Here is a 14154-nt window from a genome sequence, read left to right as displayed (position 1 = left end):
TATCTTCCTACTCGATTGTATCTATTCGATTGTTATAGAAATTTCAAAATGTCTTTTATGTATTTTGTTATTTCGCTCAAACTTTAAGACTTTTACAAAGTTTTAAATGAACAATGGAACTTATCAGTACCCTCATCGACTTTATCCTGCACATTGATGTGCATCTGGTCAATATCACCCAAGAATATCAAGCTTGGACCTACCTCATCCTCTTTCTGATCATCTTTGCTGAAACAGGTCTTGTCGTTACGCCCTTCTTGCCCGGAGATTCTGTTTTATTCGCTGCAGGCGCATTGATTGCCAAGCCGGAGACCGATCTCAATTTATTTGTGATGATGGGTTTACTGATTGCCGCCGCTATTATAGGCGATTTCGTGAATTATGAAATAGGGAAACATTTCGGCGCCCGATTATTCAAACCGGGGTCTAAAATCTTTAAACCCGCCTATCTCGAAAAGACTCAAAACTTCTACAGTAAATACGGGTTAAAAACTATTATCTACGCCCGCTTTGTGCCTATTGTCCGCACCTTTGCTCCATTCGTTGCCGGTATTGTGAAGATGCCCTACAGCAAGTTTGGGCTCTATAATATCGTCGGTGGTATCTTATGGGTATCCTTGTTCCTGATTGTTGGTTATTTCTTCGGACAGATTCCATTCGTGAAAAATAATTTTTCCCTTGTGGTACTGGCGATTATCGGTATCTCACTCCTACCGGCTATAATAGAAGTCATAAAAGCACGTTTTTCTAACAGTAAAAAATAACGAAGGCTGTTTAAACGCTTTTTGTTGTTACTAGTCTGTAAAAAGAAAAACTATGCGCTATCTATTACTTGCTATTGCCCTATGGGTGAACCCAATTTTTGCACAGAAAAACATTAAACTTGACCGTTCAGAAGCGAAGGAAGCCTATGAGTATCTCAATAAAATTCGTAGCAATCCTGAAAAATATCGCAGAGCATTACAGATCTCGAATATCAAACAGGTGACCCGCACCAAGTTGGTTTGGAATAAGGATTTAGCGAAGGTAGCAGAGTATAGAGCCTATGATATGGCTAATAGAAACTATTTCGATCATACCAACCCTGAAGGCATAGGACCAAATTATTATATCCAAAAGGCAGGATACGACCTGAATAAAGATTGGCTGAAGCGCCGTTCTAATAATAATTTTGAGTCTATTGCAGCAAATCACGCTAGTGGCGTGGATGCTATCGAGGCGTTTATTATTGGTCATGGATCGCCGGGAAAGATGCATCGCAAACATCTTTTAGGTATGGACCAATGGAATGGCTCACTCAAGGATGTGGGGATAGGCTTTGCGCGCGTTCCACGTGGCTCAACCTACAAAACCTATATCTGTGTCATTATCGCTAAACATGATTGGTAAATAGGCTTATTTCTTTTCTTGAAGTTTTATACCTTTGCATATGATAAAATCAATGACAGGTTATGGTATTGGTTCTGCCGATAATGGAACCGTTAAATATACCGTAGAAATCAAGTCTTTAAATTCTAAGTTTTTAGAACTCAACTTACGCCTACCAAAAGCAGTTTCTGACAAGGAACTATTCCTCCGCGGGGAATGCAGTAAGCTGATCGAGCGCGGAAAAGTCAATATCAACATTTCTACCGAATATGTCGACCAGACAGCAAAAGGTGCCTCTATCAATGCTGAGCTGCTGAAAGCATACTACGTGCAGCTTCAGGAAATAGCAACGGAGTTGGGCGATTCCAAAGCCAACCTATTCGAGCAAGCATTGAATATGCCCGAGGTAATCAGTCATGATGATGAAGTAGATGAAGAAGAAGGAAATGTCCTGACATCTGCTTTTTATGCTGCTGTAGAAAAATTCAACACCTTTCGTAAGGACGAGGGCAATGTGCTTAAACAAGACTTGCAACATCGTGTAGAATTGATTTTATCACATCTTACAGAGGTTGAATCAGTAGAGGGTAGCCGTATCCCATTGATTCGCGAACGCATCAACCAATATATGGAAGAGGCGGTCGGTAAGGAAAATGTCGATATGAACCGCTTCGAGCAGGAGTTGGTGTTCTATATCGAGAAATTAGATATTACCGAAGAGAAAGTTCGCCTTCGTAGCCACTGTAACTACTTCATCGATGCATTGAACGGTGCTGATTCTAATGGAAAGAAATTAGGTTTCATCTCGCAAGAGATGGGTCGTGAGATCAATACCCTTGGTTCTAAGGCCAATAATGCGCAGATCCAACAGATCGTCGTGAAGATGAAGGATGAATTAGAAAAAGTAAAAGAGCAATTGCTAAACGTACTATAGCATGAACGGTAAATTATTAATCTTTTCTGCTCCTTCCGGAGCGGGAAAAACAACCATAGTTAAACGACTATTGGAACAACACGGGGATAAGATTGCTTTTTCTATCTCTGCAAGTACACGTGAAGCTCGCGGAACCGAGCAAGATGGTGTAGACTATTATTTTATTTCTAAAGAAGATTTCCTTCATAAAGTAGCCAAACAAGAGTTTATTGAGTTTGAAGAGGTGTATAGCGGTACTTTTTACGGAACACTGCGCGCAGAGGTTGAACGCATTTGGAACGAGGGCAAGCATGTAATCTTTGATATTGATGTCGTGGGAGGCTTGCGCTTAAAGTCTAAATTTCCAGAGGAAGCTTTAGCGATATTCGTAAATCCACCATCCTTAGAAGTGCTGAAAGAACGCCTAACAGGTCGTGGCACAGACTCTGAGGAGAAATTGAAAGAGCGTTTTGCAAAAGCAGAGCATGAATTAAGTTTTGCTAACAAGTTTGACGTGGTGCTTCAGAACAACGATTTAGAAACCGCTTGTGCGGAAGCAGAAAAGCTAGTTTTAAATTTTATCAATTCATAAATGAGCAATACACAGGTAGGTTTGTTTTTCGGATCTTTTAATCCGGTGCATATCGGTCACCTGATTATTGCGAATTATATGGCAAATTATACCGCTTTGGATGAGGTTTGGTTCGTGGTATCACCGCAAAACCCATTCAAAGAGAAGAAGAGTTTGGGCAATATGTACGATCGGTTGGAGATGGTCAATCTGGCAATCGAGGGTGTCGACAAATTAAAAGCGTCCGACATCGAGTTTAAATTGCCCCAACCCTCTTATACCATAGATACACTGACCCATCTGAAGGAAAAATATCCAACGAAGGATTTTATCTTAATCATGGGTGAGGACAATCTACAAGGATTAATGAAATGGAAAAATGCGGATATCCTACTCCGGGATTATCGCATTGTGGTTTATCCTCGCCCCGGCTACGATGGCGGAGAGCTGAAGAACCATCCTTCCATAACCATGACAGAAACCCCAGTAATGGAACTATCTTCCACATTCTTGCGCCAGGCTGTCAAAGACGGCAAATCTATTAAATTCTATACGCCAGATAAGGTCATCGAGTTTATCGATAAAAAGGGTTTATATTCTTAAATCACCCTCCACTTTTTCCGAAAAAATTCAAAACAAATCCTGCAATCTCCTGTTGTAATTAGTAAAATAATCACACAACAAAATAGGAGATCAAAAAATGGATAAATTAGATTTAAAAGGAAAATGGAACGAGATGAAAGGTAAAATCAAGCAAGAATATGCTGATTGGACTGATGATGATTTGAAGTATGAAGAAGGAAAAGATGACGAGTTATTAGGAAGACTTCAACAAAAACTCGGACAAACAAGAGAAGACGTTATTACTTGGCTTAAAGGCTTAGGATAGGCGACTAGTATTTAGTAGTTAGTATTAAGACCTATGGTCGCCAACTAAATATTTACTAATCTTTGTTTCTGAAAAGTTGGTGCAGGTTATCAACTTCGATATATCACTCACTTTTCATTATCTTATATAATCCCAATCATAGCCCTTCTGAAGCAGCTTTGATTGGGGTTTGTATTGGGTTATAATTGGGTTTGAAAGGGGATTAAGCAGAAGCAGTCTTAACCCAAGAGGAAGGTTGGATTTAAAGGAAGGTTGTAAGGATTAACAGAATCAACCTTACTTTCCAATATCCGTCACTACACCGGATCCTGATCATCCTAAAATCCTTCCTTTTCTGGTTCAGACAAACGATCGTTTCGAAGCCAAAGGTTCAAAAAACCCCCCATACTCTAATGTCTCATATCTAATATCTAACGCACCAAAAATAACATAACCTTGATTTTGCGAAATCCTACTTTTCATATCTTTTCTCTAACTTAGCGAGATGTCGAAAAAGAAACCAACTATACTTGTCGTAAATGACGATGGAATTACTGCTCCGGGCATTAAAGTGCTTTTGGAAGTTATGCAGGAAATCGGAGATGTTATTGTTGTGGCGCCTGACAGTCCACAATCGGGCATGGGACACGCGATTACAATCGGTAGACCTTTACGATTAGACAAGATTGATTTATATCCTGGCGTGGAGATGTACAAATGCTCCGGTACGCCTGTTGACTGTGTTAAATTGGCGGTAAACAAGATCTTTAAAGGCAAGAAACCTGATTTATGTGTTTCGGGAATCAATCATGGGTTGAACTATTCGATCAATGTGTTGTATTCAGGAACGATGTCGGCTGCGGTAGAGGGTGCTATCGAGGATATTCCATCGATTGGATTTTCATTAGATGACTTCTCGCATAACGCTGATTTTTCGCATACCAGATCGTATGTAAAGACCATTGCGCAACAAGTTTTGTTGAATGGTCTTCCAAAGAACACTTTGTTGAATGTCAATTTTCCGAATATAGCTAAGGATATTCACGGCATTAAAGTATGTCGTCAGGCAAATGCGAAGTGGTTTGAGGAATTCGATGAACGTTTAGACCCATACAATAGAGAATACTTTTGGATGACGGGTAACTTCCTGCTACAGGATCGCGGCGAGGATACGGATGTTTATGCGCTAGCCAATGGCTTTGTCTCCATTGTTCCTACACAATTTGACATGACAGCACATCATGCAATTCCGGAGTTGAATTCTTGGAGTTTTGACGATAAGTAAGCGATGAAGAATAATTTTTTATTGGGTTTAATCTTGGGCGCAATCAGTCCGGCATTAGCTTATTATCTAACTGAATTTACGGAACTGCATCTGCAGCTATTTCCTACGAAGCCAGCGGGCTTCTATGTGCTTGCCGCTACGGTTAATCTGGTGGCTGCATGGATTTCGCATAAGAAGGGCTTTGACAAGATAGCAACAGGATTGATCTTAGCGACTTTCTTAGGGATGATGTGGTTAATTTTTACGAAGAATATTTCAATTTAAGCTTTTAGGCTGCTTTATAGTTATGGAAAAACTGACACTGGGCTTCTCGCCCTGTCCGAATGATACATTTATTTTTGATGCGTTGATACATGGAAAGATTGACACTGGGGGGCTTCAGTTCCACGTGGAATATCATGATGTGGAAACGCTGAATGCGAAGGCGTTTGCTAAAGATTTGGATATCACCAAATTAAGCTACCATGCTTTTGCCTATGCGGTTGAAGACTACGAATTGCTGGACGCGGGAAGTGCGCTGGGCTTTGGCGTAGGGCCGCTATTGATCTGCAAGGACGAGGCATTAGCTGCACAATTGGGACGTTACGCCGGAGGCGATCTACCTGAAGAATTTGCTAATCTAAAAGTCGGTATTCCCGGCAAATATACCACCGCTAATTTCCTGTTGGGTCTGGCCTATCCCGGTTTGCAGAACAAACAAGAGATGGTATTCTCGGATATAGAAGCATCTTTACTAGACGGAAGTATCGATGTAGGATTGATTATCCATGAGAACAGGTTCACTTATATGGACAAGGGTCTTCATAAAATTGCGGACCTTGGGGACTTTTGGGAAAAAACGACAGGTTCGCCGATTCCATTAGGCGGAATCGTCATTAAGCGATCATTACCGCAGGAAGTCAAAGAAAAGGTGAATAGGTTGCTGAAGGAAAGCGTGCAGTATGCCTTTGCGAATCCGAAATCGGGCATTGACTATATCCGTTCGCATGCGCAAGAAATGGAAGAAGAAGTCATGTATAAACACATCGAATTGTACGTTAATAGCTATTCTGAGGAGCTTGGGGATGAAGGCAGACGTGCCGTCAATCGTATGTTCGATAAGGCCCGCACATTGAATCTGATTCCGACAACATCAAAAAATATATATTTAGTAAAATAATTGATAAAAAAGGTTTGGGAAACTGTTAGTTATCATCTGTATTAACTAAATTTGCCCGATTAATGTCAAAATGTCTGCTACTAGGGTTTGGAGTCATTATTGTACATGCCAATACAGAAATAGAGAATTATGTTAAAATTTTTAAGCAAATTATTCGGCAGTAAGTCTGAAAGAGATATCAAAGGGGTACAACCGATTGTACAGAAGATTAAGGATGAGTACGAGAAGCTATCGGGCTTGAGCCATGATGAACTGCGTGGAAAAACCCTAGCATTTAAGAGCAGAATCGCTGAATATTTGCAAGACATTGATAAGGAAATTGACGAATTGAAACTACATGCGGAGGCTACCGAAGACATGGAAGACAAGACGGCAACATACGAGAAAGTTGATAAATTAACCAAAGACCGCGACAAGAAATTAGAAGAGGTATTAGCGGAGATCCTTCCGGAAGCCTTTGCGGTTGTCAAAGAAACAGCAAGACGTTTTACTGAAAATAAAGAAATCAAGGTTACAGCGAGTCAATTTGATAGAGACCTAGCGGTTCGTAAGCCGAACGTTACTATCGACGGCGAGTTTGCAATCTGGAAAAATAGTTGGACTGCAGCCGGTACGGACGTAACATGGAACATGGTTCACTATGATGTGCAGTTGATCGGTGGTATTGTATTGCACCAAGGAAAGATCGCTGAGATGTCTACAGGTGAGGGTAAAACGTTAGTAGGTACATTGCCTACTTATTTGAACGCGCTATCTGGCCAAGGTATCCACATCGTAACGGTCAATGATTACTTAGCACGTCGTGACTCGGAGTGGAATGGTCCTATCTTCGAATTCCACGGATTGAGCGTTGATTGTATCGACAAACACCAACCTAACTCACAACAACGTCGTCAGGCATACCAAGCGGATATCGTTTATGGAACGAACAATGAGTTCGGTTTCGACTATTTGCGTGATAACATGACGAATACCAAAGAGTCAATGGTTCAGCGCAAATTGCACTTTGCAATGATCGATGAGGTTGACTCGGTATTAATTGACGATGCACGTACGCCTTTAATTATTTCTGGTCCTATCCCATTGGGCGATCAGCATGAGTTTTACCAATTGAAACCAAGAATCGAACGTTTAGTAAATGCGCAAAAAGCTTATATCAATACCGTATTGAATCAAGCAAAGAAAGCAATTGCTGATGGCGATACAGACGTTGAAAAAGGTGGTTTAGCACTATTCCGTGCTTACCGCGGTTTGCCGAAGAATAAAGCGTTAATCAAGTTCTTAAGTGAGGGCAATCACCGTCAGATCTTACAGAAAGTTGAAAACTACTATATGCAGGAGCAGAACCGCCATATGCCGAAGGCAGATGCGGAATTGTTCTTTGTAATCGATGAGAAAAACAATCAAGTAGAGCTTACAGAAAAAGGTATTGAATTAATTACAGCTACTGGAGAAGATCCAAGCTTCTTTATCTTACCAGACGTAGGTACAGAGATTGCGGAAATCGAAAAAACAGATATCCCTGTAGAAGAGAAAGCACAACGTAAAGAGGAGTTGATGCGCGATTACTCGGTAAAAGCAGAGCGTATTCACTCAATCAACCAATTGCTGAAAGCATATACTTTATTTGAGATCGATGATCAATACATCGTTGATGAGGGTAAAGTAAAGATTGTAGATGAGCAAACAGGTCGTATTATGGATGGTCGTCGTTATTCTGACGGTCTACACCAAGCGATCGAGGCGAAAGAAAATGTGAAAGTAGAGGACGCGACACAAACTTACGCGACGATTACCTTACAAAACTACTTCCGTATGTACCACAAGTTATCAGGGATGACGGGTACTGCATCTACAGAAGCAGGAGAGCTTTGGGAAATCTACAAATTAGACGTTGTGGAGATCCCTACAAACAAAGGAATTCAACGTGATGACCGTCAAGATTTTATCTATCGTACGGCTCGCGAGAAATATAATGCTGTAGCACAAGAAATCCAGACATTGACAGAGGCAGGCCGTCCGGTATTGGTTGGTACGACTTCGGTTGAGATTTCGGAGTTATTAAGCCGTATGTTGAAGCTTCGTGGTGTTAAGCACAACGTGTTGAACGCGAAATTGCACCAGAAAGAGGCGGATATCGTAGCAGAAGCTGGTCGTCCGGGTCAGGTTACTATTGCGACGAACATGGCTGGTCGTGGTACGGATATTAAATTAACAGAAGAGGTTATCAATGCGGGTGGTTTAGCGATCATCGGTACGGAGCGCCATGAGTCTCGTCGTGTTGACCGTCAGTTAAGAGGTCGTGCGGGACGTCAGGGTGACCCAGGTTCGTCACAGTTCTTTGTATCCCTAGAGGATCCATTGATGCGTTTATTTGCTTCAGAGCGTATCTCTAACCTAATGGTTAAGATGGGTGTTGAAGATGGCGAGGTGATGCAACACAGTATGTTGACAAAATCTATCGAGCGTGCTCAACGTAAAGTAGAGGAGAACAACTTTGGTATTCGTAAGCGTTTGTTAGAGTATGACGATGTGATGAACTCGCAACGTAATGTAATTTACACAAAACGTAAGAATGCATTGTTCGGAGAGCGTTTAGACGTGGATTTGAACAATACGATCTATGATGTTGTAGAAGATATCGTATTAGAGGCGAAAGAAGATAATAACTTCGACGAGTTCCAAATTGAAGTAATCCGCGTATTTGCTATCAATCCGGAGATTTCTAAAGAGGAATTTGCTTCGACATCAGGAAATGATTTAGTAGAGAAATTGTTTACTCAGGTAATCAATTACTACCATAAGAAAGCAGAAAACATCGCAGCAATGACATTGCCAGTATTGACCAATGTAATGGCTGAGCGCGGAGGAATGATAGAAAATATCGTAATTCCGTTCAGCGATGGTATTCGTGGCATTCAAGTTGCTTCAAATTTGAAGAAAGCAGTAGAGAGCAATGGTAAGGATGTGTTCAGATCATTTGAGAAAGGCATTGTATTAGCTTTGATCGATGAGGCATGGAAAGAACACCTTCGTGAGATGGATGATTTGAAACAATCTGTTCAGAATGCTGTTTATGAACAAAAAGATCCTATTATTATCTATAAAATGGAGGCTTACAACTTGTTTAAAAACATGTTAGCTTCTATGAATAAAGATATCGTTAGTTTCTTATTTAAAGGAGAGATCCCGGGACAACAACAAGAAGCAGAGAATATTCAAGCTGCTCGTTCGGAGGCTCCGAAGGTAAAAACAACGGAAACAAAAGAGGAACTTAGTTCACCAACAGGCGTTAGTGAAGAGGATTTGAATACACAGGAGCCGCAAGTAACTCAACCGATTCGTAAAGAACAAGAGGTTGGAAGAAACGATGAGTGTCCTTGTGGATCAGGTCTTAAATACAAGAACTGTCACGGAAAACAAGGTTAAGAAATAAAATGATTAGAAAAGGATTTATTGTAGGTTGCTTCTTTTTAGTGTTGTGCCAATTTGCAAAAGCACAAGAAGGAAAGGTATTAGTTGTTAAGGATTCATTGATTGGGCTTTTACAGGAATATCGCGCATACTATGCAATAAATCCTTCTACATCTACCAAGACTCCTATTACCTTGGAGGAGAAGAAAATCGATAAGCGTTATGCTAAGCGGGTAAAGGTTCGCGGTTTCCGCGTTCAGATCTATTCCGGCAGCAACAGAACCGAGGCTACCAATGTTCAGAATAGCTTCCTACGTCAAAACAGCGACATGGGGGCATATCTAGACTATGTGGAGCCTAATTATCGTGTTAAAGTCGGTGATTTTACCAGCCGTTCAGCGGCAACCGAATATATGAGACATCTTCGCGGGACATATAGAAATGTCTTTGTATTTGTCGAAGATGTTTGGGTATGGCAATAGCGGAAGAAAGCATGTCTAATATCAAAGAAAAGATTCAAGACCTCGCTGAAGTATATTATCAAGATACAATAACCAACAGAAGACATTTGCACCAACACCCGGAGCTGTCTTTTGAAGAATACAATACCTCAGCCTTCATTCAACAAATTTTAAGAGATTTAAATATCCCCTTCAACATGATGGCCAATACGGGCATTGTTGCAGAGATCAAGGGCGATATCCCATCGGATAAGGTCTTGGCCTTGCGCGCCGATATGGATGCTTTACCTATTACAGAGGTTGAAGGAAGGTCCTATGGTTCTCAGAACCCTGGCGTGATGCATGCCTGTGGGCATGATGTCCATACCTCCTCTTTAATCGGGGTGGCAAAAATCTTAAATGATCTGAAGGGCGAATTAGCGGGTACTATCCGTCTGATTTTCCAACCTGGGGAAGAAAGACTTCCTGGCGGAGCTTCGCTGATGATTAAAGAAGGCGCTTTGAAGAATCCGGAACCTATAGGTATTGTCGGACAACATGTGATGCCTTTCCTGGAAACAGGAACAGTCGGCTTTCGTTCGGGCAAGTACATGGCTTCCTGCGATGAATTATTTATGACGATTCGTGGAAAGGGAGGACATGGCGCACATCCGCATCAGAATATCGATCCTATCGCTATCTCAGCGCAGATAATAACGGCATTGCAGCAGATTGTTAGTCGTAGTGCAGACCCACGGATACCAACGGTCCTTTCCTGGGGAAAGATTATAGGCAACGGGGCAACGAATATTATTCCTGAAGAGGTTTATATGGAAGGTACCTTCCGCACCTTCGACGAGGTTTGGCGTGCTGAAGCTCATGAGAAGATGGTGAAGCTTGCTGAAGGAATTGCCGATAGCATGGGTGCCACCTGCGAATTTGAAGTTAGAAAGGGCTATCCATTCTTAATTAACGAGCCGGGAATTACCGAGGCGTCTAGAGCTTATGCAGAAGACTATCTAGGTAAGGATAAGGTCGTTGAATTGGATCTATGGCCGGCTGCGGAGGATTTCTCCTATTATTCTCAAGAGATTTCCGCTTGTTTCTACCGTTTAGGGACAGGAAATAAGGCGAAGGGCATTCAATCTGCCGTTCATACACCGACATTCGATATTGACGAAGAGGCTTTGAAAATCAGTATCGGACTGATGAGTTATATTGCGTTTCGTTATTTATCTGCCTAATATGTCATCCCATCACATTGTTCGTGAGAATCAAGAACCGGCTTTATTTGTTGTAGATCCGCATAATATTGACGCTGAATATTTAGGGCAGCTGTTGGAGTGGAGCCCTACGATTATTACACTTGCTCAGCATTATGAAGTTTTAGCGTCTTGGGGCATCAAAGTCGATGTATTGCTGGTGGATGGACATGTTGCGACCGATATGGAAGAGCATTTGTTGGCCATCAGTTACTCGGAAGATTACTATTCGGCTTTATTTGCCTATCTGGAGAGCAAAAAGAACTATACTCTGAATATCATCGTAGATCAGTTTGAAAAGGCTGATTTCTTAGCATACCTACCTACTTTTACCATTAATTTTATCTCTAACGGTTTCAAATACGTGTTGCTACAGCAGTATGAGAAATGGCTACCTGCGGGATTAATTTTGCATTTACCTGATGCATATCATTTGACGGACAAGTTTAGTAATGTAAATTTACTAGACGCGAATCGATTAGAAGTTCGCGAGGATGGTTTTGTGACCATGCAGAAGACAAATGATTACGTATTAATTGGTGAAGCCTTATGATCCATATTGAAAGAGCAACAGAAGCAGACGCGAGCGTTATTCGTGATTTAGCATTAGCAACCTGGTATCCTACTTATAGTCCCGTTTTAGAGAAAGCACAGATTGATTTTATGTTGGAACAGAGTTATTCTGTGGCGGCGCTGCAGGAAGGAATGCGCGAGGGTGCCGCTTTTTATCTCTTTTTGGAAGATGGTATTGCGCAAGGCTTTATGAGTCTTTCTACCCATGCCGATAAAATCAGAATCGATAAGCTTTATTTGTTGCCTGCCACCCAGGGGCGCGGCTTTGGGAAATTGATGATCGACTTTGCAGCAAAGGAAGCACAGAAACAGGGGTTATCGACTTTAGAATTGAATGTAAACCGAAACAATAAGGCCTACCACTTCTACCTGAAACAAGGATTTGAGGTAGTAGAGACGGTGGATATTCCCTACTACCAATTTGTTCTGAATGACTATGTCATGCAGAAAAATCTAATCTCTTAGTTTTTCTACGCGGCTTGGTGTCTGTGTACCATTGATGATACCGATAGCGCCAGCAGCAATTGCTTCTATACTTGATTTTATATTATTGAGGTCTAAAGTGCTCACCTCGTCTTTCACGGTATGATAATAAGCATCTTTATCAATCTGTGAGGTGGAGAAGGTATGTGCCGGCACGCCTAAAGCGGCCAATACGGCATTGTCGCTGCGGTAGAATAAGTTTTGTGTTTTATAAGGGTCGGGATGAAAGGTAAATGAAGAGCCTTTCAGATTTTCTTGCATCAATGCACCTAAATTGGATGCGTCAAATCCGGTTACATATAAGCTGTTCGGGCCGAATCTCGAGTCTTTTCCGATCATCTCGATATTGATCATCGCAGTTACTTTCTCCGGATCGATTTTGTTCGAGAAGTATTTCGAGCCAAACATACCAATCTCTTCTGCGGTAAAAGATACGAAAATCAAAGTGCGTTCGTTGTTGTTCAATTTCTTGTAATAACGGGCAAGTTCAATTAAAGCAGTAGTACCTGAGGCATCATCATCAGCACCATTGGCGATAGAATCCTGCCCCTCCGGCTTGATAATTCCGATATGGTCATAATGCGATGAAAAGATAACAAATTCATCAGCCTTCGATTTGCCTGGGATAATACCTGCTACATTAAACATAGGAAGCTCTTCTTCTTGGCGCTGTTGAGAGATTTGGTATTTGCCGGCCAGTTGGTCTGCAATTACAAAAACTTTGCTTACAGCGCTTGTACTGGCTTGATCTTTCGTTGTGATGTTTTCACGCCCTGAATAAATCTTTTTGAATCGAGCAAGGAAGGTATCGTGCTTCTGGTCTACCAATACGATTGCATTATCGGCATCTTTCTGTACATATTCACGGAACTTTAGCGAGAAGTCATCCTCTGCAGTAATATGCAAGGTTTTTAAGCCGGATCCTTCGTTGAAGTTTTCCGCTACTCCCCCACCAACGATCATGAACTTATCATCGTTGAGCTTCTTGCCATCCCAAAGAACGCTTTGACTGGCTACTTTAGATTTATTGACTAAAAAAGATTGTCTGTAGTTCTCTTCGGCATAAGGCACTAATCCGATATTCTTAAACTCGGAAGCGATGAAATCTGCTGCTCTAGAGATGTCGGGAATCGATAAGGAGGACCTTCCGCGCATTTCGTCGGAAGCTAGCGTATTAAGTATTCTACTGATATTTTCTGTTGAAGTGATCGGTAGTTCTTTTTGTTTTTGTGCAAAACCGAACTGTAAGGTTAGCCCCAATAACAAGGAAAGTGCTAAGGATTTTTTCATGTTTCAAAATTTTTTTGAATTTAATAAATTTAATAAACTAATGACGGAGTGATTGGTTTAATTAATTATCTTTGGTAAAAGCGTATAAATACTATGAAAGAAATTAGCGTTCAGGAATTAAAGGATATGATGGATCATAATGTTGAATTTCAACTAATTGACGTTCGTGAGCCTTTTGAATATGAAGTATCCAATTTAAATGGGGTAAATATTCCATTATCAGGTGTGGTGATTGAATCGGAAAAGATTTCTAAAGACATTCCGGTAATTCTTCAATGCCGTTCGGGAAAGCGTAGTGCTCAAGCGGTTATGCTATTAGAGCAAGAGGGATTTACGAATCTTTCGAACTTGCAAGGTGGTATTTTAGCATGGAAAGATGCTTTCGACCCAGAAATGGAAGTATATTAGAAATTAATAGATAATAACATTATCAATAAAAGGTCCGAGCATAGCTTGGACTTTTTGTTTTTGTGCTTGTTTTTTGATTTTCTGATAAAAAAGAAAATCGGATCATACCGAAAGTTTGGG

The 14154-nt window shown here is 41.1% G+C and carries 16 protein-coding genes; 15 read left to right on the top strand and 1 reads right to left on the bottom strand.

Annotated elements, in window-relative coordinates; all coding sequences use genetic code 11:
- The first annotated feature begins 113 nt into the window (after positions 1-113).
- From B2400_RS10780 to B2400_RS10715, 14 genes are all read left to right on the top strand, one after another.
- On the top strand, positions 114-764 hold the full coding sequence (locus tag B2400_RS10780; RefSeq protein ID WP_293933266.1) for a DedA family protein: 651 nt from the start codon (positions 114-116) through the stop codon (positions 762-764).
- A gap of 52 nt (positions 765-816) precedes the next feature.
- Positions 817-1389: a CAP domain-containing protein gene (locus B2400_RS10775; protein WP_260039987.1), complete on the top strand. Its 573-nt coding sequence runs from the start codon at positions 817-819 to the stop codon at positions 1387-1389.
- A gap of 40 nt (positions 1390-1429) precedes the next feature.
- Positions 1430-2302 carry a YicC/YloC family endoribonuclease gene (locus B2400_RS10770; protein WP_260039986.1) on the top strand — a complete coding sequence of 291 codons (873 nt, stop codon included), beginning with the start codon at positions 1430-1432 and terminating at the stop codon, positions 2300-2302.
- A 1-nt stretch (position 2303) separates the two neighbouring features.
- Positions 2304-2873: a guanylate kinase gene (gene gmk, locus B2400_RS10765; protein WP_293933263.1), complete on the top strand. Its 570-nt coding sequence runs from the start codon at positions 2304-2306 to the stop codon at positions 2871-2873.
- On the top strand, positions 2874-3455 hold the full coding sequence (gene nadD / locus B2400_RS10760) for a nicotinate (nicotinamide) nucleotide adenylyltransferase (protein ID WP_260039984.1): 582 nt from the start codon (positions 2874-2876) through the stop codon (positions 3453-3455).
- 97 nt (positions 3456-3552) lie between these two features.
- Complete coding sequence (locus B2400_RS10755) at positions 3553-3741, top strand: CsbD family protein (RefSeq protein WP_149524213.1); 189 nt, start codon at positions 3553-3555, stop codon at positions 3739-3741.
- Between the two features lie 484 nt (positions 3742-4225).
- Positions 4226-5005 carry a 5'/3'-nucleotidase SurE gene (gene surE, locus B2400_RS10750; protein ID WP_260039983.1) on the top strand — a complete coding sequence of 260 codons (780 nt, stop codon included), beginning with the start codon at positions 4226-4228 and terminating at the stop codon, positions 5003-5005.
- A gap of 3 nt (positions 5006-5008) precedes the next feature.
- The gene (locus B2400_RS10745; protein WP_149524215.1) at positions 5009-5269 is read left to right on the top strand and encodes a hypothetical protein; all 261 of its coding nucleotides are present in this window, start codon (positions 5009-5011) and stop codon (positions 5267-5269) included.
- A gap of 22 nt (positions 5270-5291) precedes the next feature.
- A complete protein-coding gene (locus tag B2400_RS10740) occupies positions 5292-6164 on the top strand; it encodes a 1,4-dihydroxy-6-naphthoate synthase (protein ID WP_293933260.1) in 873 nt (290 codons plus the stop codon).
- Positions 6165-6293: 129 nt separating this feature from the next.
- Positions 6294-9593 (top strand): preprotein translocase subunit SecA, encoded by a 3300-nt coding sequence (secA, locus tag B2400_RS10735; protein ID WP_293933259.1) that lies wholly within the window; start codon positions 6294-6296, stop codon positions 9591-9593.
- Positions 9594-9601: 8 nt separating this feature from the next.
- The gene (locus B2400_RS10730; protein WP_293933257.1) at positions 9602-10060 is read left to right on the top strand and encodes an SPOR domain-containing protein; all 459 of its coding nucleotides are present in this window, start codon (positions 9602-9604) and stop codon (positions 10058-10060) included.
- Complete coding sequence (locus B2400_RS10725) at positions 10051-11262, top strand: M20 metallopeptidase family protein (RefSeq protein WP_293933255.1); 1212 nt, start codon at positions 10051-10053, stop codon at positions 11260-11262. Before B2400_RS10730 ends, B2400_RS10725 begins: the two co-directional genes overlap by 10 nt.
- A gap of 1 nt (position 11263) precedes the next feature.
- A complete protein-coding gene (locus tag B2400_RS10720) occupies positions 11264-11833 on the top strand; it encodes a thiamine diphosphokinase (RefSeq protein ID WP_260039975.1) in 570 nt (189 codons plus the stop codon).
- The gene (locus B2400_RS10715) at positions 11830-12318 is read left to right on the top strand and encodes a GNAT family N-acetyltransferase (RefSeq protein ID WP_293933253.1); all 489 of its coding nucleotides are present in this window, start codon (positions 11830-11832) and stop codon (positions 12316-12318) included. The genes B2400_RS10720 and B2400_RS10715 overlap by 4 nt, the downstream gene beginning before the upstream one ends.
- On the opposite strand, the gene B2400_RS10710 is transcribed toward B2400_RS10715, so the two are convergent.
- Complete coding sequence (locus B2400_RS10710) at positions 12307-13626, bottom strand: M28 family metallopeptidase (protein WP_293933251.1); 1320 nt, start codon at positions 13624-13626, stop codon at positions 12307-12309. The genes B2400_RS10715 and B2400_RS10710 overlap by 12 nt on opposite strands.
- A gap of 93 nt (positions 13627-13719) precedes the next feature.
- Here B2400_RS10710 and B2400_RS10705 point away from each other — a divergent pair, with 93 nt between their 5' ends.
- Positions 13720-14034 carry a rhodanese-like domain-containing protein gene (locus B2400_RS10705; RefSeq protein ID WP_149524223.1) on the top strand — a complete coding sequence of 105 codons (315 nt, stop codon included), beginning with the start codon at positions 13720-13722 and terminating at the stop codon, positions 14032-14034.
- The last annotated feature ends 120 nt before the right edge of the window (positions 14035-14154 follow it).

This window comes from Sphingobacterium sp. UBA6645 (assembly GCF_002455685.1).
In the GTDB taxonomy this organism is placed as follows: Bacteria; Bacteroidota; Bacteroidia; order Sphingobacteriales; family Sphingobacteriaceae; genus Sphingobacterium; species Sphingobacterium hotanense.
The sequence above is the reverse complement of the archived record's forward strand: the minus strand, read 5'-3'. Positions and strand labels throughout refer to the sequence as shown.

Bases quoted from the DNA above. Each gene is read 5' to 3' on its own strand.
- B2400_RS10780 (WP_293933266.1), top strand. From the start codon at position 114: ATGGAACTTATCAGTACCCTCATCGACTTTATCCTGCACATTGATGTG.
- B2400_RS10775 (WP_260039987.1), top strand. From the start codon at position 817: ATGCGCTATCTATTACTTGCTATTGCCCTATGGGTGAACCCAATTTTT.
- B2400_RS10770 (WP_260039986.1), top strand. From the start codon at position 1,430: ATGATAAAATCAATGACAGGTTATGGTATTGGTTCTGCCGATAATGGA.
- gmk (WP_293933263.1), top strand. From the start codon at position 2,304: ATGAACGGTAAATTATTAATCTTTTCTGCTCCTTCCGGAGCGGGAAAA.
- nadD (WP_260039984.1), top strand. From the start codon at position 2,874: ATGAGCAATACACAGGTAGGTTTGTTTTTCGGATCTTTTAATCCGGTG.
- B2400_RS10755 (WP_149524213.1), top strand. From the start codon at position 3,553: ATGGATAAATTAGATTTAAAAGGAAAATGGAACGAGATGAAAGGTAAA.
- surE (WP_260039983.1), top strand. From the start codon at position 4,226: ATGTCGAAAAAGAAACCAACTATACTTGTCGTAAATGACGATGGAATT.
- B2400_RS10745 (WP_149524215.1), top strand. From the start codon at position 5,009: ATGAAGAATAATTTTTTATTGGGTTTAATCTTGGGCGCAATCAGTCCG.
- B2400_RS10740 (WP_293933260.1), top strand. From the start codon at position 5,292: ATGGAAAAACTGACACTGGGCTTCTCGCCCTGTCCGAATGATACATTT.
- secA (WP_293933259.1), top strand. From the start codon at position 6,294: ATGTTAAAATTTTTAAGCAAATTATTCGGCAGTAAGTCTGAAAGAGAT.
- B2400_RS10730 (WP_293933257.1), top strand. From the start codon at position 9,602: ATGATTAGAAAAGGATTTATTGTAGGTTGCTTCTTTTTAGTGTTGTGC.
- B2400_RS10725 (WP_293933255.1), top strand. From the start codon at position 10,051: ATGGCAATAGCGGAAGAAAGCATGTCTAATATCAAAGAAAAGATTCAA.
- B2400_RS10720 (WP_260039975.1), top strand. From the start codon at position 11,264: ATGTCATCCCATCACATTGTTCGTGAGAATCAAGAACCGGCTTTATTT.
- B2400_RS10715 (WP_293933253.1), top strand. From the start codon at position 11,830: ATGATCCATATTGAAAGAGCAACAGAAGCAGACGCGAGCGTTATTCGT.
- B2400_RS10710 (WP_293933251.1), bottom strand. From the start codon at position 13,626: ATGAAAAAATCCTTAGCACTTTCCTTGTTATTGGGGCTAACCTTACAG.
- B2400_RS10705 (WP_149524223.1), top strand. From the start codon at position 13,720: ATGAAAGAAATTAGCGTTCAGGAATTAAAGGATATGATGGATCATAAT.